General features: G+C 66.9%; 21 protein-coding genes and 1 pseudogene. 12 read left to right on the plus strand and 10 right to left on the minus strand.

Going from position 1 to position 15,989, the window contains the following annotated elements:
- The first annotated feature begins 173 nt into the window (after positions 1-173).
- Positions 174-392, plus strand: coding sequence for a hypothetical protein (locus AB0B45_RS50645; RefSeq protein WP_358146145.1), 219 nt, complete (start codon positions 174-176; stop codon positions 390-392).
- Between the two features lie 137 nt (positions 393-529).
- Here the strand turns inward: AB0B45_RS50645 and AB0B45_RS50650 are convergent, their stop codons facing one another.
- The 3 genes from AB0B45_RS50650 to AB0B45_RS50660 form a co-directional block, all read right to left on the minus strand.
- On the minus strand, positions 530-967 hold the full coding sequence (locus AB0B45_RS50650) for a hypothetical protein (RefSeq protein ID WP_358146108.1): 438 nt from the start codon (positions 965-967) through the stop codon (positions 530-532).
- Between the two features lie 94 nt (positions 968-1,061).
- Entirely contained in the window at positions 1,062-1,262 is a 201-nt protein-coding gene (locus AB0B45_RS50655; RefSeq protein WP_358146110.1) for a hypothetical protein, read from the minus strand.
- Positions 1,263-1,303: 41 nt separating this feature from the next.
- Complete coding sequence (locus tag AB0B45_RS50660; RefSeq protein ID WP_358146113.1) at positions 1,304-2,536, minus strand: WD40 repeat domain-containing protein; 1,233 nt, start codon at positions 2,534-2,536, stop codon at positions 1,304-1,306.
- Between the two features lie 500 nt (positions 2,537-3,036).
- Between AB0B45_RS50660 and AB0B45_RS50665 the strand changes: the two genes are divergently transcribed.
- From AB0B45_RS50665 to AB0B45_RS50675, 3 genes are read left to right on the plus strand one after another with little or no spacing between them, the layout of a single operon-like run.
- Positions 3,037-3,342, plus strand: a complete 306-nt coding sequence (locus AB0B45_RS50665; protein WP_358146115.1) for a PadR family transcriptional regulator — start codon at positions 3,037-3,039, stop codon at positions 3,340-3,342.
- A complete protein-coding gene (locus tag AB0B45_RS50670; RefSeq protein WP_358146117.1) occupies positions 3,339-4,217 on the plus strand; it encodes a hypothetical protein in 879 nt (292 codons plus the stop codon). The genes AB0B45_RS50665 and AB0B45_RS50670 overlap by 4 nt, the downstream gene beginning before the upstream one ends.
- Before the next feature lie 31 nt (positions 4,218-4,248).
- Entirely contained in the window at positions 4,249-5,082 is an 834-nt protein-coding gene (locus tag AB0B45_RS50675) for a hypothetical protein (protein WP_358146119.1), read from the plus strand.
- 450 nt (positions 5,083-5,532) lie between these two features.
- Here AB0B45_RS50675 and AB0B45_RS50680 read toward each other — a convergent pair whose 3' ends face one another.
- Entirely contained in the window at positions 5,533-6,507 is a 975-nt protein-coding gene (locus tag AB0B45_RS50680) for a WYL domain-containing protein (protein ID WP_358146121.1), read from the minus strand.
- Positions 6,508-6,644: 137 nt separating this feature from the next.
- Here AB0B45_RS50680 and AB0B45_RS50685 point away from each other — a divergent pair, with 137 nt between their 5' ends.
- Both AB0B45_RS50685 and AB0B45_RS50690 read left to right on the plus strand, forming a co-directional pair.
- Positions 6,645-7,040: a RidA family protein gene (locus AB0B45_RS50685; RefSeq protein ID WP_358146147.1), complete on the plus strand. Its 396-nt coding sequence runs from the start codon at positions 6,645-6,647 to the stop codon at positions 7,038-7,040.
- A 79-nt stretch (positions 7,041-7,119) separates the two neighbouring features.
- Positions 7,120-7,596: a DUF488 domain-containing protein gene (locus AB0B45_RS50690; RefSeq protein ID WP_358146123.1), complete on the plus strand. Its 477-nt coding sequence runs from the start codon at positions 7,120-7,122 to the stop codon at positions 7,594-7,596.
- A 42-nt stretch (positions 7,597-7,638) separates the two neighbouring features.
- On the opposite strand, the gene AB0B45_RS50695 is transcribed toward AB0B45_RS50690, so the two are convergent.
- The 5 genes from AB0B45_RS50695 to AB0B45_RS50715 all read right to left on the minus strand — a co-directional run bounded on the left by AB0B45_RS50695 (position 7,639) and on the right by AB0B45_RS50715 (position 9,959).
- Entirely contained in the window at positions 7,639-7,821 is a 183-nt protein-coding gene (locus AB0B45_RS50695) for an SDR family NAD(P)-dependent oxidoreductase (protein ID WP_358146125.1), read from the minus strand.
- Between the two features lie 39 nt (positions 7,822-7,860).
- On the minus strand, positions 7,861-8,712 hold the full coding sequence (locus AB0B45_RS50700; RefSeq protein ID WP_358146127.1) for a methyltransferase domain-containing protein: 852 nt from the start codon (positions 8,710-8,712) through the stop codon (positions 7,861-7,863).
- A 61-nt stretch (positions 8,713-8,773) separates the two neighbouring features.
- Positions 8,774-9,064: a hypothetical protein gene (locus tag AB0B45_RS50705; protein ID WP_358146129.1), complete on the minus strand. Its 291-nt coding sequence runs from the start codon at positions 9,062-9,064 to the stop codon at positions 8,774-8,776.
- Entirely contained in the window at positions 9,061-9,768 is a 708-nt protein-coding gene (locus AB0B45_RS50710; RefSeq protein WP_358146131.1) for an alpha/beta hydrolase, read from the minus strand. Before AB0B45_RS50710 ends, AB0B45_RS50705 begins: the two co-directional genes overlap by 4 nt.
- A gap of 20 nt (positions 9,769-9,788) precedes the next feature.
- The gene (locus tag AB0B45_RS50715) at positions 9,789-9,959 is read right to left on the minus strand and encodes an EamA family transporter (protein WP_358146133.1); all 171 of its coding nucleotides are present in this window, start codon (positions 9,957-9,959) and stop codon (positions 9,789-9,791) included.
- A 95-nt stretch (positions 9,960-10,054) separates the two neighbouring features.
- Here AB0B45_RS50715 and AB0B45_RS50720 point away from each other — a divergent pair, with 95 nt between their 5' ends.
- The 4 genes and pseudogenes from AB0B45_RS50720 to AB0B45_RS50735 all read left to right on the plus strand — a co-directional run bounded on the left by AB0B45_RS50720 (position 10,055) and on the right by AB0B45_RS50735 (position 14,261).
- A complete protein-coding gene (locus AB0B45_RS50720; protein ID WP_358146134.1) occupies positions 10,055-10,978 on the plus strand; it encodes a LysR family transcriptional regulator in 924 nt (307 codons plus the stop codon).
- A 322-nt stretch (positions 10,979-11,300) separates the two neighbouring features.
- Positions 11,301-11,475, plus strand: a pseudogene (locus AB0B45_RS50725) (VOC family protein); the annotation flags it as partial.
- A 240-nt stretch (positions 11,476-11,715) separates the two neighbouring features.
- Entirely contained in the window at positions 11,716-12,204 is a 489-nt protein-coding gene (locus tag AB0B45_RS50730) for a DUF5946 family protein (protein WP_358146136.1), read from the plus strand.
- Between the two features lie 1,100 nt (positions 12,205-13,304).
- A complete protein-coding gene (locus AB0B45_RS50735) occupies positions 13,305-14,261 on the plus strand; it encodes an alpha/beta hydrolase (RefSeq protein ID WP_358146138.1) in 957 nt (318 codons plus the stop codon).
- A gap of 49 nt (positions 14,262-14,310) precedes the next feature.
- Here the strand turns inward: AB0B45_RS50735 and AB0B45_RS50740 are convergent, their stop codons facing one another.
- Positions 14,311-14,598, minus strand: a complete 288-nt coding sequence (locus tag AB0B45_RS50740) for a hypothetical protein (protein ID WP_358146140.1) — start codon at positions 14,596-14,598, stop codon at positions 14,311-14,313.
- Positions 14,599-14,824: 226 nt separating this feature from the next.
- Here AB0B45_RS50740 and AB0B45_RS50745 point away from each other — a divergent pair, with 226 nt between their 5' ends.
- The gene (locus AB0B45_RS50745; RefSeq protein ID WP_358146141.1) at positions 14,825-15,337 is read left to right on the plus strand and encodes a hypothetical protein; all 513 of its coding nucleotides are present in this window, start codon (positions 14,825-14,827) and stop codon (positions 15,335-15,337) included.
- Positions 15,334-15,843, plus strand: coding sequence for a hypothetical protein (locus AB0B45_RS50750; RefSeq protein WP_358146143.1), 510 nt, complete (start codon positions 15,334-15,336; stop codon positions 15,841-15,843). The genes AB0B45_RS50745 and AB0B45_RS50750 overlap by 4 nt, the downstream gene beginning before the upstream one ends.
- Positions 15,844-15,989 lie beyond the last annotated feature (146 nt).

The following is a 15,989-nucleotide window of genomic DNA, read 5'->3' on the forward strand; positions in this document are numbered from 1 at the left end:
CAGTTGCACTCGCGTCACGGAACAAGATCTACCGGTCCAGGCCTCACCACGAGGGCGAATCGACAGATTGATCACGACCCAATACGCGCCCTAACCCTCGACACCGGAGTGACCGGCCTGCTCGGCCGAACGGCGCCGGCAAGACCACCCTGCTGCGCTGCCTGGCCACCACGCTGGCCCCCAACGGCGGCACGGTCGACGCCTTCGGACTGGACCCGGCCGACCGCGCGCAGCGGACCGCGCTGCGCCGCCGGCTCGGCTACCTACGGCAGAACCCCGGCTCCTACCCGCACTTCGCCGCCTTCGACCTCGTGGACTACGTGGCGATCCTCAAAGAGCTGACCGACCGCGAACGCCGGCACGGACGGGGCAGAACCGGCGACCTCGCGTAATCCACCGTCGTGGATTCGGCCCGTCGCTGGAGCTGTCGCGATCGGACCAATCCGTCGCCTCGCCCGGCAAGACCCTGCCCGCCATCACCGATAGCACCCGAATCATCGCACTGCGGCGTCTCCTGCCCGTACTGGCACTACCGGGGAGCCGCACCCGGTGTGGGGTCCACGCGCTCGAGCTTGGTCCAGCCCGTCCAGCCTCGTTGCTTCAGCAACTCGATCAGCCGACGCGCCGGCGGCACAGTGCCGAACGCCAGCATGTCCATCAGCTTGACAAGCGGTGACTCGATATCGGTGTCGTCGACATAGTCCTCGCCCCGCTCGTCGGCCATACGCGTGAGGTAAGCGGCCAGCTTGTCGGCCAGCTCAACCAGCCTCGGGTCGTCGTCGGCCCGGTCGAGAGCCTGGCTCAGGGCCCGGCTCGCCTCCGGGGAAGTGGCGGTGACGGGCTGGATGACAGTCCAGGTCAGGGCGGCGGAGAACGACGCCTGATAATGGGCGAACGTATCGTTGTTGCGTGCACCGGTGGCGCGGTCTGGATGGGCCAGCCGGTAACGGCGCAACGCGCGGTGCACGGTGGTTGGGCTGAGTCCAAGTCGACTGGTATCGCCACCTCATGCGCCTGGCAGAGCGCCCGGCGAACCCGGCGTCTTCGCCCGCTCGCTGATGTCACGGGGTGACCAGCCACATCGTGAGCTGCTCGCCGGGCCCGGCGGCGACCACCACGCCCTCGCCGATGGCGAGCGCGTCGTACAGAGTGGTCGTCGATGGGCCGAGCGGCTTCATCTCGGCCAGATCCCAGAACTGGTCGTGGTACGTGCCCTGCTTGTCCTGCCAGATCACCAGGGCGAAGGTCGTTCCACTAACCACGACCGGAGTGCCGTTCGCGGGCAGGCCGGTGAACGGTGCGATCAGGTCACGCCCGGTGCGTGCGTCCAGGAGCCTGGTCTTGGCGCTCTGGCGGGCGACGCTGACGATGGGACGGCAGCCGAGCAGCCCACGCTGCCGAACGTGATGGCTTCGCCCTCCCAGGCCGGCGGCGGGACAGTAATGGTGGAGATCCGCCTGCGCTGGGAGAGATCCCAGACCGCGATGCTGCTGGTGTCCGTCTGCACGGTGGCGAAGACGCTCCCACCGACCAGTGACACGGTCGGGTAGTCGCCGTTGGGGGCGAGGTAGATCGTGTCGACCAGGCGCAGGGTGCGCAGGTCCCAGGTGCGGGCCAGAATCTGGGTGTCAGAGTCGACGACGGCCACCACGCTGTTCTGCCGCACAGCCAGTCCACGCACCGAGGTCGCCGCCAGCCGGCCACGCTCGGTGAAGGTGGTCAGGTTCCACACCGAGAGGCCGTTCGGGCCTGCGGCCACCACGACGGGAAGACCGTCCACTTCCGTAATGGCCAGAGTGTCGATCTCATGCCCGGCCTTCATCGGCCTGCCCAAGCGGCGGCGCGTGGTCAGATCCCAGACCTGCAGCACGCCGTATTCCTCTCCTGACACGGCGATCCGCGCGCCGTCGCGCCGTCCGACGGCGAGGGCTTTGGCTCCGTGCGACGGCCAGGACGGCGTCGGATCGCCGAGCTGTCTGCGGGTGCGCAGGTCCCAGAGCCTGACCGTGTTGTCGTCACTGCCGCTGAGCAGGACGGGCCTGCCGTCGAGCTCGCCCGCCGCGAGCGCTCGTATCTCAGCGGAATGGCCCTGCATTGCGGCCAGCCTCCGACCGCTCACCGGGTCCCAGAGAGCCACGGCGTTCTTCACCGGCATCGCGGAATCGCTGTCGTCGGACCTGTTCTCACCGGTGATGATCAGAGCCTGGCCTTCGACCGTGGACACTGTGGACGACGCGAAGGCGTCCAGCGAGCCCTTGTCGCCATCGTCATCGCCATCGTCGATCGGCCGGTGCACCTTGCGCCGCGTGGCGAGGTCCCATTGGTCGATGCCGCTTTCCGCCTCGATGACGAGGGTCGGCCTGCCGGCGATGTCGATGATTTCCAGATGTGTCGGGAAGTCGTACTCGGTGCCATCGTAAGAAATGTCGCCAATCATTTCGCGAGTCGTGAGATCCCAGATGCCCACGAGTGGCGACTCTTCGTCAGTATGGCTCGCGACAAGGACCTGCCTGCCGCCGAGCCATCCCACGGCCATCGCTCCCATCCACTCGGCGCCGATCGGCGCCGAGAACGTGCGCGAGCATGCCCGGCCCCGGCGAGGAGACCTCGCCCGGGCCGCCGATGCCCATGGGCTTCTGGTGGTGCCAATCCCGACCTCCTTGAAGATCTTGGCACCCTAGCTGAATCTACCGATATGCATCCGTGTTGTGCGACTGCTCGGCGCAGCTGAGGCAGTTCTTTCGGCTGGATCGCCGGGAGTCGCATACGGGCTTGACTCTGACACCGTGTCAGGCGGCACGGTGCGAGCATGTCTGTCACCTAGGCCCCCCACTCGGGTCGGTGTCACCGGGGCAAAGTAGCTCTGCGTAATCGCTGTTCGGGGGCTTCGCCGCTTCGCACATCCAGTGCCGCGGCGAGGGAGGCGGTGCCGTGCCCGTGTCACGGGCACCAGAGCGCGTCGGCGGCCCAGCCTGTCGGTTGCAATACTCTGTTCAACTGAGTATGTTGTCGATCGTGCCGAGAAGATCATCAGAAGTGAGTGAGCCGATGTACTTCGTGCTCACCGCGCTGCTCGACGGTCCGCTGCACGGCCACGCGATCCTCAAGCGGATCGGCGAGCTGTCGACAGGCCGGGTCCGGCCGACGGTCGGCACCCTCTACGCCATCCTCGAGCGCCTCGCCGCCCGCGGGGTGCTCGCCGTCGACCGTGAGGAGACGGTCAACGGCCGGGTCCGCCGCTACTTCCGGATCACCGACGAAGGGACGGCGATCGTCAGGAGCGAGGCCAGGCGCATGAACGAGGCGGCGGCCCTGGTCCTCAACCGCGAGGCCCTCGCGTGAGGCGGCTCGAGCGGCGTTACCGCAGGTTCCTCCTGGCCTATCCCGCGGGCTACCGCAAGGCGCACGGCGACGAGCTCATCGACATCCTGCTCGACACGGCCGAGCCGGGGCGGCGCGCGCCCGAGATCAGGGAGGCCCTGGGGCTGCTGATGGGCGGGCTGCGCACCCGCGTCGAGCACGCGGCGGCAGGGCCCGCTTGGCGTGACGGCCTGCACCTGGGGGTCGCCGCGCTGACCGTCGCGAATCTGTCCGCGTTGCTCCCCTTCCTCACCGCGATCCCGCTGTGGACCGCCCTGTCCGCCCTCACCGTGCTGGCCGTCCTGCGGGGGCGGCTACGGCTGGCGCTCCCTCTCCTGCTTCTCACCGGGGCGAAGGCCACGGCGATCGCGGCAGGGGTGCCCCTGTTCGACCACGTGCTGATGCCGATCACCTCAGGCCCCCGGTCGGTCGACGGGCTGTTCGCCACCACAGGCCCCCAGGTCGTCGCCCTCTCCTACGCGCTCGCCTTCGCCGGATCGCTCGTGCTGGCGGCGGGCGCCCACCCGCTGAAGGCACGCTCCTGGTGGTGGCTCGCGGTCGCGCCCGCCCTCTGCGCGGGTCCCGCCCTGATGGATGAGTCAGCTTTCCCTGTCGGCGTGGTCCGGACAGTCACCGAGCTGGGGCTGCTGGTAGCGGCGGTCTGCGCGGCCCGTATGGCGAGAGACCCGCGCTGGGGCGTGGCGGCGCTGGTCTACCTGCTGTCGGTCACCGTCGCGATTGCCGAGCACGGGCCGTATCTCACCGTGCGGCATCTGGCCTACTGGGCCCTGCTCGCCCTTCTCGCCGTCACCGCGGTCCTGGTGGCGCGCGAGCACCGCAGAACCGCCCTGCGCTGATCCCGCGGCGCGTCATTTCTTCGGAGACCTCATGAGAGCGTTCATGGCCGCCCTGGCGCTTGCCGTACTGACTGGGTGTGCCACCGATATGCCCGAGCCTGCCGCTCCGAGCGCCACCGGCGCGGGACAGGAGGCGAAGTGGAAGATGGAGCGGCTCAAGGCCGACTGCATGAAGCAGAAGGGCTTCAAGTACACCCCCTTCGTCATGTCCGGGCCCAAGGAGACGGAGGCGCAGAAGAAGATGGCGGCCGGTGACTACGCCGCGACCAAGGAGGTCAGGGCGAAGTACGGCTACCGGATCTTCTCCCAGTTCGTCTACCCCGACGACTCCGCCTCGGGCGCGCTGGTCGTCGAGGAGCACGGGCAGGATGACCCCAACCCGGGGGCCCGCATGAACGAGACGCAGTTCAACGCCTACAAGAAGGCGGAGGACGCCTGTATGGCCAAGGCCTTCAAGGCGGTCCTGAACAAGGACGTGAAGAACCGGATGGACGTGTTCAAGATGCACTTCGACCTCAAGAAGCAGCTCACCACCCGGCGGCTCGACGGCGACGCCGAACTGGTGCGCCTGGCCGCGACGTTCGGCGACTGCCTCAAGGGCAAGGGCTACGCGATCATCTCGCTCAAGCCGAGCGACCTGGCCGGCAGAGGAGAGAAGGCCATGTTGGCGCAGGTCAAAAAGATAGAGAAGGAACAGGGAACACAGCTCTGGCCAGACCTCACGGCCGCGCAGGCCAGACCGTACCTCGCCAAGGAGATCAAGGACGCCCTCGAAGACCTCGAGTGCGGCAAGGAGTTCTACGCGCGCTATTCACCCATGAGCACGGCCGTCGACCAGGAGGTGGAGGCGCAGCTCCCGTTGTGAGCCTGTTCCTCTGCTCGCCCGCCGCCACAGTGGCCCCTGGCCATCCGCCTACCAACTACCCCGAACAGCGATCACGCAGAGCTACTTTGCCCCTGGTGACGCCGACCCAAGGCTTATCTCTAAGGCGGTCAGACCTTGCTGACCTCTGCTTGAGGCTCGGTGTCACCGGTCAGATGCCTCGGCCCGTTGGCAGCTCCAGGAGGCCGGTCGGGCGCGGAGCTTGAAGCTCGCTAGTAAGGAGAGCAGCGGTTCGATCGTCTGGGTCCAGCCGGGCATGGTGGCGAACTGCTCGGACGCAGCGAGGAAGCTCCGCGGGCGGCTGTCGCACGTCGATCCGTCTGCTACAAGGCAGCGCCGCGCGTTGCACACGCGTCGTTCGGCGCGCTTGGCACCTACCAGTATGGAGCGGTCCGAATCGCGTCGGCGGCGGCCCGCAAAAGGCGACAACTCTCAGGATGACACTCCGTAGCGGGTGGCGATCGCGGCGGCGCGGTTGCGCAGCGAGTTGCGCAACCACTGCGGGGCCAGGGCTTCCGCGTTCGTGGTGAGCTGCCACAGCGCCCATTCGGCGTGTCTCGGATCTTGGAAGGTCACCTCCAGCCGCAGCCAGCCGTCTGCGTCGGCTTCTTCGGCGCGGACGGCCAGCGCGGTGCCCACCAGGTCCTCCCGCCGCGCCGGGTCCACCCGTACCAGCACGGTGACTTGGTCGCCGCCGGTCCGAAACTGGGTGCTGCGTTCCTGCCAGGCCCGGTCCAGATCGACCCGGTCTGGTCGCTGTGCGGGTTCGGCGAGTTCCTTGGCGGCCAAGACCCGGGACAGCCGGTAGGTGCGGTCCGCGCCAGCCCTCGTGGCCAGCAAGTAGCCCCGGTCGCGTACGGTGACCAGGCCGATCGGGTCCACCGTGCGCCACTTCGGGGTCTGGTCCACAGCCGCGTAGTGGATACGCAGCTTGTGTCCGGCGAGCACCGCGCGCAGGACCTCGGCCACTACGGTGTCAGGCGCCTCCTCAGCGACCAGTCGACGCGAGAGGAGGTCGGTCTCCGGGTCGATGAGCAATCGCTCGGCCGCGTCGGCCGCGGTGTCCCGATAGCTTTCGGGTAGCGCGTCAACGACCTTGAGCATCGCCGAAGCGAGCGCCGAGCCGAGGCCGAATGCCTGCGCGCCGCGTCGCGATCCGGCGACCAGCAGGGCAAGGGCCTCATCGTGGTTCAGTCCGGTGAGCTCGGTCCGGAAACCGGGCAACAACGCGAAACCGCCGTGCCGGCCGCGTTCGGCGTAGACCGGGACGCCCGCCGCGGACAGCGCCTCGATGTCGCGCAGCACGGTGCGGGTGGATACCTCCAGCTCGCGGGACAGCGCCGCCGCTGACAACCGACCGTGCTGGCGCAGCAGCAGCACCAGCGAGACCAACCGGTCGGCGCGCATACAGAAACTCTACAGAAATACACGACACAGGATGTCGTGTATTCGCTGAGAGGCTGATCAACACGACGGAAAAGGCGGTGGCTAACGAGCCGCTGGACGTACGTAATGTCGACGAATCGAATGGAGCTGATGTGGCGATGGAGCGAACGGCGGTCAACCCGTGGGCGTGGTCGGTGGAGCTGGGGTACAACCAGGGTGAGGTCGTCTCCGGGCACACCCGGACCCTGTACTGCGCCGGGCAGACCGCGATGAGCGGCGACGGCAAGCCCCAGCATACCGATGACATGGCGGCGCAGTTGGCGCTGAGCCTGGACAATCTGGAGGCCGTGCTCGGCGAGGCCGGCATGTCCCTCGCGAACCTCGTCCGGCTCAATGTCTACACCACCGACGTCGATCGGCTCTTCGAGCACTACGGCGTGCTGGCGTCACGGTTGGGCGCCGCCGGGGTGGCACCGTCCACCACGATGCTCGGGGTGACACGGCTGGCGATCCCCGACCTGATGGTCGAGCTTGAGGGGACCGCTGTCGCGTGATGCGACCTCGCCGCCTCCGGCAGGGGGCTGCCGGAGGCGGCGCGAGTAGTAGGCAGGTGGGTGATTTCCGGTGCTCAGGATGGTGACAATCGGCGTCTATGGCTTCGGCGGCGAGTCCTTCCTGCAACGACTGCGGCACGCGGACGTTCGTCTGCTGCTCGACGTACGCCAGCGCCGCGGTGTCCGCGGACCCGAGTACGCCTGGGCGAACTCACGCCGGCTGCAGGCGGCCCTCGCCCATGCTCGGATCGCCTACGAGCACCACCTTGAGCTCGCCCCAACCACCGAGCTACGCCAACTCCAGTACGCCGAGGATGACCGCCAAGGGGTCGGCAAGCGCTCGCGCCGCGAACTCGCTCCCGAGTACGCCCGCCGCTACACCACCGAGATCCTCGACCGCGCCGACCTCACGCCGATCGTGTCGGAGCTGCCGAGCAGTGGGACCGCAGCGCTGCTCTGTGTCGAGCGCGACCCCGAGGCGTGCCACCGCTCGTTGATCGCCCAGCGGCTGACCGAGCGGCACCACGTCACGATCGAGCACCTGCGCCCGTTGTGACGCGTGAATTCCTAGGGTTCGCGGCCGCGGTGATTGCCGCCGCTATGTGGTAGGGGTATGGCGACAGAGACGATGCTCTCGGACTCTGAGCTCGTTGGTCAAGGTCATGCTCAGCGTCTCGGCCGCGCCCTTCGTCATGGCGAAGGACATCTGGTGGGGGCTGGCCATCCGGGTCGCCACGGACGAGATCGTGACGATGCGGCCACTGTCGCGGAGCAGTGGCATTGGCCGGCTGGTTTGTTTGGGCCAGGTTGGGTGCGGTGGTCAGTGACGGCGCGCTGTGATGATCCAGGCACGCGAGTCGAAGTACACGCCGCTGTCGGTGCTGTGGGCGGCGAGGGTGGCTCGCAGTCGCGTGCGTGCTTGCTCGGCCGTCGCGGCGTCGAGGTTGGCAAGCAGGTCTCTGTATTCCTGTAGGCGGAGCACGTTATCGAAGGCGGTGGCGCTGTCCGGGCCGTAGAAGACGGGCTCGTGCACGTCGGTGAAGCTGACTTGCGTGAAGCCTGCCGCCGCCAGGATGCCTTGCGTGATGGTCGGGTCGGCGAGTGAGAACGGGCCTGGACCGCCGGTGGGAGGGGCGGGTGTGGCCGTTGCGGCGGTGAGGCTCTGGCGGATCGCGGAGGCCCATTCATTGCGGTCGCGATCTTGCCAGACCAGCAGCACGAGGCGCGCTGCGGGGCGCAGAGCGCGCCCGATATTGGTGAACGCGGCGAGTGGGTCGGCGAAGAACATCGCTCCGAACCTGCTGATACAAAGGTCGAAATGCGTCGATGGGAAGCGGTGAACCTGGGCGTCCGCTTGCTGGTAGGTGATGTTGGGCAGTCCCTGCTCGTCGCTGAGCTGACGGGCCCGTTCGAGCATGGGTGCGGAGAGGTCGACGCCTACCGCGCTTCCGGTGACGGCGGCGCGGGCGGCCTCGCGCGTGGACTGGCCCGTACCACAGCCGATGTCGAGCACACGGTCGCGCGCGCCGACGCGGGCAGCGGCGCGGAAGAGTTCGTTGTGCAGACGCAACTCTGCGTCGTAGTCGAACAGGTCGGTGTGCCTGGTCCCGTGCTCACCCGCGCTCGGCTCGGAGTTCGGCCGCGTCTGGGTACCTTGCTGGTCGGACATCATCGTCACCGGATCCTCTCGATACCGATTCGACATGTTGGTTGGTCGTGTGGATGTCGATGTCTCAAGGCTCTATCGGGCCCTTCGCGGAGCACGCCTCGCATCTGGTCCAGCGACACTGTTCCGGCGGGAGGTCCGCCAGCCACCAGGTGGCGCCCGCCTTGGCGAAGAGCGTCGGATCGGCGCTGGGCGAGAGGGCGACAGCGATGTCATACGGGCTCGTCTTTTGCTGGCGGAGATCGGTGATGGTGACGACGATCTCGGCGTGCCGGAGCTGACGCTTGGCGGCGGTCTGCGCGGGCCGCGTCCATGCCTCGACGCCCGGCGGGCCAGCCGCCGTCGAGGAACGGTTCACTGCTCGATCCTCGTGGCCGATGCGGCAGCCGCGTAGCCCGCCAACATGTCCGCCACCTGTTTGGGGCGGCTGAGTGCGACGCAGTGGCTGCCCGCGATCTCGTCGGGGACGATACCCAGGCGGTCGGGAACCAGCCGGCGCAAGAAGTCGGGCGGGAAGACGCGGTCCTCGGTGCAGAGCACGAACCTCGTCGGCACGTTCGGCCACGCATCCAACGGCCACGGAGCGGCCGATGCGGCCCTCGACGGGTGCGCGCGCTCCTTGCCCATGGCCTCCTGCGCCAGCTCCCGGGGTACATCGTGGTAGAAGCTCACGTATGGATCCGCGCTGCCGGTCAAACCGCCATCGCGCTTGGCCTGCTCCTCCACCGCGCTCTGGCAGCCGGTGTTGGCCCACCACTCATCCGGCGACTCACCCGGCGACGGGATCATGCCGGCCAGGAGGACCAGCACATCGACGGGCAGCCGATCGGCGACCAACGGGGCGGTGAACGCGCCGAAGGAGTGGCCCACGACGACCAGGTTCTGCTTGTCACCGACAGCCTCGACCACGGCGTCGGCGTAGTCCGCCAGGGTCTTCGACTCGTCATCGCCCGGAAGGTCGGGAGCCAGCACGTCGTGCCCCCGCGCTCGTAGCTCGGCTTCCACCAGGTGCCAGTACCACCCCACGTCTCCTCCGCCGTGGATCAACACGAATGTGCTCATGGACTTCCCTTCATCGTTCTTCATCGTTGGAATTCGGAGCGCACGACGACGGCGACCGCGAGCACCGTGATCACGCCTCCGACGAGGGTCGGCACCCTCACCGGTTCGGCGAGGATCAGCCATCCCAGGCACACGGCCACCAGCGGATTGACGTAGGCGGCTGGTGCAACGGTGGCGGTGGTCGCTGTCATGCCAGCCACGCTAGGGGGCGGACGCCATCGCGAAAAGCGATTGTTTCCGATCAACTCGATCGCTAGGAGCGATGGCCCGGAGTAAGCTGAGGCCCGTGACCGATCTCGAACTGCGGCACCTGGCCGCGATGGCCGCCGTCGTTGAGGAGGGCTCGTTCGGCCGGGCGGCTGCCCGCCTCGGCTACACCCAGTCGACCGTGAGCCAGCAGATCGCCGCGTTGGAGAGGTCCGTGGGCGGCCCGGTGTTCGACCGACCGGGCGGGCCCAGGCCGGTACGGATCACACCGCTCGGCGCCCTCGTCCTCGAGCACGGACGCGAGCTGCTGGCGAAGGCGGCAGCCCTGGCAGAGGCCGTGAACCGGTTCCAGACCGGCGACGGCCGGATCGACATCGGCACCTTCCAGAGCGTATCCACGGTGATCTTGCCGGTCGTCGTACGTCGGCTGCGCGACGAGCACCCCGCCTGCGACATCCGGCTGTCCGAGGAAGAGCCGGAGGCGCCTCAGATCGGCGACCTCGACCTGCTGTTCTACGACGGCCCCCTCGACGGCGACGTCGAGCACGTCAAGTTGCTCAACGATCCGTACCTGCTGGTGGCCAGGCCCGGCACCTTCCCCGACCATTCGGTCCCGCTGGACCAACTCGACGGCGCACCGATGGTGGCCTGGCCGTCGACCTGCGACCAGCCCAGGATGGAAGAGGCACTCACCCGCGCCGGCGCGAACCCGAAGATCGTCTTCCGTACGGCAGGCAACGAGGCTCTGCTGTCGATGGTGCGAGCCGGGATGGGATCGGCGCTGCTGCCGTGGCTCGCCATCCACGCCGCCGACGCCGAGTCCGACGCCCGGCTCCGCGTCCACGAGCTGCGACCGGCCATTCCCCCACGCGAGCTCTGCCTGCACTGGCGGGCCGGCCGGACCCACTCCCCCCTGGCAGCCCGAGCGATCGAGATCGCCGTCGAAGTCGCGTCCGACCTGGCCGACGAGCTGGCCCAGGAGTACTCCGGTCCCACCACGTAAGGCCGGCGCCGCCCTCCGGGGTTGAGGGACCGACGGGCACGCGGCCGTGGCAAGAACTGCCCGGCTCGTTCCCGACGCAGTCGCGCGCGAAGATCTTCAGCCGCAACGGCACCGCGTCCTCCTGGGTGGCCACCAGCATCGCGGGCAGCAACTGCGTGGCGAGCGACGCGCACCTAGCCAACGCCTACACCGTCGGCAACGTCCCAACGGCACGTACAGGACCTTCGCGTCATCAGCAAGGGCTCGACGCCCCCTCGACTGGACACTCACCCACGAACCAGACGCAGAACCGCCCTTCTAGCCAGGCGAGATGGGGCCAAAACTGGAGCCTCGGGAGATCTACCGGGACACCGGACCGATCGCCGCGGTGGTCGTCGACTGCGCTGACCCGCGGGCCATGGCCCGGTTCTGGGGCGAGGCGATCGACTCAACCCTTCCACGAGGTGACCGACGATCATGCGCTGCTGCGCTCCGCCAAGGGTGTCGGGCCGTACCTCGGGGCGTTTGAACCGGTCGGCCCCAGCGCGAACGCGGCATCCAGAGCAGCCTGCAGACGAACAGCGCTGAGGTGTTCTACGCTGGCCAACGCGGCCACCGCATGATCTTCAGATCCATCACACCTGAAGTGATCACAGCGGTGGTCGCCGTATGCCTTACCAAGCTACGGCCTGATAGGGCATAAGACTGCGCAGAAACGCCGTCGACATGGCTGGTGCTGGCCGCCTATGTTGCAGGCCATGACAGATAATCTCAGCACGGGTCAGTGCGACTGCGGTGCAATGGCCGGCCCGCTGGGTGTGTGCGTGGACTACTACCACGCAATCTTGGCTGAAGAGCAGGCCGATCCTCAGATGTACAGGTGGCACGCGCCTGTCGTCTGCGCGTATCTCCTGCAGCATCCTTCCAATGGTCACGAGAAGTACCTCGACGGCCAGTTCCGCCAACTGCAGCTCTACGTGGACAAGGGCCTTGACGCGCTCCTTCGCGTGGCAGCTCATCAGGTGGCACGGAACAATCACAAGGCACGGTCGAGCTACGACACCGCGCCCTTAGCGGCGTACGCACCGCTTCCGACGGGCGGATCTCCCAGGCGCTTCCGCGCTACCTTCTGCGGGTTGCCGTTCATGAACGGCAGCTTCGTGTCTGATGGGCATCAGGCCTACGGACGCCGCATCGAAATCATTGCCGAAGCGACTGTGGAGTCCTGGAGATCCGTACAGATCTGATGCCCGACCCCGACCGTGACCACCAACCCCATCATCAGGTCCGGTTCTATCCAGCTGGTGCTGCGACCGGAAAGGTTCACCGGGTTCGTGAGTGCAGGCCGACGAGGACGCCACGCACGATGTGATCATCCAGACGAACTCGTCTCATGGGATCATGTGGCGGTGACATCGAGGCCGTGGAAGGACACATGGGTGGTCACCGCCGTCATGCTGGCGATTTTCGCTGTCCTTGGCCTGGCGGTACTCCTGTGCGTGTTCATCGTCTTCAGCGTCGATTTCGAGTGATCAGGGACATGGCGTTGACACAAGCCTGCCGTGCCCGCCCGGAGAGGACAGCCACCCACGAACCCGGTGAACCTTTCCGGTCACAGGGCTAGGCATCGGTACATGACGACATCCAGTACTGGTCACGGTGGCGAGGATCGACAAGTGCGGCTGGAGTACTACGAGGGTCGATCCTTGGCACACAAATTGCAAGCTCGTTAAAAATCGCATTTGTGGAGATTAGCCGCACAGATATCGAGGGTACGACAACCGCGGGGTGGCCGAATTAGCGACCATGGACGGGTAGTCCCCTTGGGCGCACGCGATGAACGACTGTCCGCCAGGGACAGGGTGCCACATTCAAGCTACTGGCAGGTCAAGCCGACTGGATTCACCTGTCGGTTCCAACCTCCGTCATCATGGAGGACGACCGGGCCCAAGTGGTCAGAGCGCTAGCACTCCACGAGCTCACTTAAACGCATGCACATATTCAACAGACCAGGACGCATCCACAATGATGACAATCCAGATGTCAGCGGCAATCAGCTAGCACTTAACGCCAACAAGAACGTGTTCAGCCTTACGCAAAAATCTGAGATCTTCTGGAGGCTAGGAGTAACTATGTTTTTCGAGGTCGGACAGCAAGCAAGTGACGTCTATATCGCGACGTTCGGGGCGGACTTCCAGCACGCCCTCAAAATATCCGCCTGACAGGAAGTTGTCGTTTACTGAAAGCCCAGGTGGATGCGGAAGGAACTTGGTGTGACTCCCCTCCTAGCTGAAGAGCTCGGTTTCGAGTGAGTGCGCAAACCTCCACCGCCGAAAGGGGCAAGAAGATGGGAAAGCACGTCCTTGAGCCAGAGGCGCAGGAAATCGCGGATGCGACTGCGAACCCGCCCTTCCTGTACGAACTGGGTCCGGAGGGCGCCCGCAAGGTGCTCGACGACATTCAGGCCGCCCCGGTCGAGAAGGTCGAAGTCGGAGAAGACAAGTGGATCACGGTGCCGGCCGACGTAGGCGACGTCCGGGTCCGCCTGATCAAGCCGGTGGGAGCCGCGGGCCCTCTGCCGGTGATCCTCTACATCCACGGGGGTGGGTGGATTCTCGGCAACTCGGGCACGCACGACCGGCTCATCCGCGAGTTGTGCGACGGCGCGAGGGCCGCAGTCGCTTTCGTCGAGTATGACCGCTCCCCGGAGGCCCGCTACCCCGTGGCGATCGAGCAGGCGTACGCGACCGCGCAGTGGATCACCAAGAATGGGGCGAGCGAAGGCCTCGACGCGAGCAACATGTCGGTGGCCGGTGATTCGGTCGGAGGCAATATGACGGCCGCCGTCGCGATCATGGCCAAGCAGCGGGGCGACGTGAGCTTCGTGCATCAGTCGATGTACTACCCGGTCACGGATGCCGCCCAAGACACCGAGAGCTACCGGGAGTTCGCCGACGGTCCGTTCCTCACAGCGAACGGCATGGCGTGGTTCTGGGACGCCTACATCCCCGACAACGGCGAACAGCGCAACGAGATCACGGCGTCGCCGCTGCGCGCCACACTGGACGATCTGCGTGGACTGCCGCCGGCGTTCGTGATCGTGGACGAGAACGACGTTCTGCGTGACGAGGGCGAAGCCTACGCACGCCGGCTGACCCAGGCCGGTGTTCCCACGACAAGCATCCGGTACAACGGCATCATCCACGACTTCATGATGCTCAACCCCGTTCGGCCCACGCAGGCAGCAACGGGCGCGGTCGAGCAGGCCATCCACGTGCTCAGGAAGGCGCTCAAGACCGACTGACCCCGCTCCAGCCGGCGGGGCGACTCCGACAGCGCCCGGCCGTGCCGGGTCAGCCTGCCCGTCGGCCGCCCGCGCACCCCGGTGCCAGTGCCATAGCGGATGCAGGCTTCCGGTACGGCTCGCTGAGCTGTTGCGCGAGCTGGTCGCGTAACAGCTCGAGGTCGCCATCTGAGCGGCGGCGCTCGGCGGTGAGCTCCTGGCGCGCCTCCCGGGCGTCGGCGTGGGCCTCGGTGACGGTCGTCTTGAGCTCGGTGAGCTGCTCGGCGGCGTCCAGGGCTTGCTGGGCGCGGCGGGCGCGGGCGCGCTGTGTGACCAGTCCCAGGAGGGCCGTGAGCACACCTGTCCCGTCTCGTTGAAGGCGAGGCAGTCCCGGAGATCTGAGGTATCTGGCCATTCGTCTCACAAACCTGAGGCATGACGTCCTGCGTCAACGAAAGTGATGGCGCCTCGCTAAACCTGACGCGAGCGTCCACGAACTTGATACCTGTCTCAGCGAAGTTGATGTGACCGTCCGGGCCTCGCTGATGATCAAATTGTCGGTGACTGCCTCTATGATCGCCGGCATGTCTGAGCTCTTGGATTCGGTCGAGGATCCCGACAGCCTCGCCGACCATGGGATGTTCGGAATCTGCGATGAGGCGGCCATCGAAAGAGATGCCCTTCAGTCGCTGGTCCCCAAGGGCGATCAGTGGCTCAGTGTGGGCGATGCCGCTCTGCTTATCGGCGTTGAGGTGGACGGACTGGGCATAGCCGTTCGCCTGGAGCACTGGGACACAGAACCGCCGCCCGCGCGGGACTCCGAGGTCACCCAGACGGCCACGCTGCACTTACCCACTGGCAACCTCGTCTACGACGCGATCGCGGGCGGGCCGGAGTTCGACTTCTTCACCGTGCCGCCCGGCAGGTACAAGGTCCGCGTCTCGGGCTGGGGCCGCTCGGACGTCGCGGAGAAGTATGACGCCTTGCTTGACCTCGACCGCGAGGAAGCGGACTTAGCCATCGAGGCCCTTGGTGGCCACGAGCGGTATCTGCTCCAATTCTGGCCCGAACCATCCCTCCCTGGGCAACAAGGGTGATCAAGGGCCTTCCATCGGCATCACTCCAGACCAAAGCCGCCCGTAAGATCCTCTCCGGCTATCGTGAACGTCTCGCCCTGGCCCACGAGCCAGCCGCACACCCGCGCAAGGCCGACCCCGCGCTGCCCGACAGCCTGCGAGCCATGCTCGCCAGCCTGGACCGCACCATCTTGGCGGGACAGCGCAACGCTGTCCTGCTGCTGGGCTACAGCTGCGCCGCCCGCATCTTCGAACTGGCCCTGAACGTCGCCGACGTGCGCGAGACGCCCGAAGGCCTCGTGGTCACGGTCTACCGGCGCAAGCTCAAGAAGTTCACCGAATGCAAGGTTGGGTACGGCACCAACCCGGCCACCTGCCCGATGCGCGCCGTCCGCGCCCTGCTCAACACTCTGGACGCCTCGGCCGTAGCAGCGGGCCGCTGTTGGTCCGCATCAACCGGCACGGACGCATCGGCGCGCAGCTCACACGCGCGGGCCGCCCAATCGGCGACCCGTCCGGGCGGATGAGCACCGACGCTATCCTCGACGTCGTCGTCCACACCGCGGCGGCGGCCGGATTAGGGCGCGTATCGAGTCGTGATCAAGTGGTGGTCCGGGTGAGGTGCTTGACCCAGATCATTGAGGCGCGCAGATGGAGGCCGGCGAGGTAGCTG

The sequence above is a fragment of the Nonomuraea sp. NPDC049152 genome (assembly GCF_040648355.1).
In the GTDB taxonomy this organism is placed as follows: domain Bacteria; phylum Actinomycetota; class Actinomycetes; order Streptosporangiales; family Streptosporangiaceae; genus Nonomuraea.

Bases quoted from the DNA above. Each gene is read 5' to 3' on its own strand.
- AB0B45_RS50730 (WP_358146136.1), top strand. From the start codon at position 11,716: ATGACAGATAATCTCAGCACGGGTCAGTGCGACTGCGGTGCAATGGCC.
- AB0B45_RS50735 (WP_358146138.1), top strand. From the start codon at position 13,305: ATGGGAAAGCACGTCCTTGAGCCAGAGGCGCAGGAAATCGCGGATGCG.
- AB0B45_RS50695 (WP_358146125.1), bottom strand. From the start codon at position 7,821: ATGCCACTGCTCCGCGACAGTGGCCGCATCGTCACGATCTCGTCCGTG.
- AB0B45_RS50715 (WP_358146133.1), bottom strand. From the start codon at position 9,959: ATGACAGCGACCACCGCCACCGTTGCACCAGCCGCCTACGTCAATCCG.
- AB0B45_RS50700 (WP_358146127.1), bottom strand. From the start codon at position 8,712: ATGATGTCCGACCAGCAAGGTACCCAGACGCGGCCGAACTCCGAGCCG.
- AB0B45_RS50660 (WP_358146113.1), bottom strand. From the start codon at position 2,536: ATGGCCGTGGGATGGCTCGGCGGCAGGCAGGTCCTTGTCGCGAGCCAT.
- AB0B45_RS50685 (WP_358146147.1), top strand. From the start codon at position 6,645: ATGGAGCGAACGGCGGTCAACCCGTGGGCGTGGTCGGTGGAGCTGGGG.
- AB0B45_RS50680 (WP_358146121.1), bottom strand. From the start codon at position 6,507: ATGCGCGCCGACCGGTTGGTCTCGCTGGTGCTGCTGCTGCGCCAGCAC.
- AB0B45_RS50675 (WP_358146119.1), top strand. From the start codon at position 4,249: ATGAGAGCGTTCATGGCCGCCCTGGCGCTTGCCGTACTGACTGGGTGT.
- AB0B45_RS50690 (WP_358146123.1), top strand. From the start codon at position 7,120: ATGGTGACAATCGGCGTCTATGGCTTCGGCGGCGAGTCCTTCCTGCAA.
- AB0B45_RS50710 (WP_358146131.1), bottom strand. From the start codon at position 9,768: ATGAGCACATTCGTGTTGATCCACGGCGGAGGAGACGTGGGGTGGTAC.
- AB0B45_RS50745 (WP_358146141.1), top strand. From the start codon at position 14,825: ATGTCTGAGCTCTTGGATTCGGTCGAGGATCCCGACAGCCTCGCCGAC.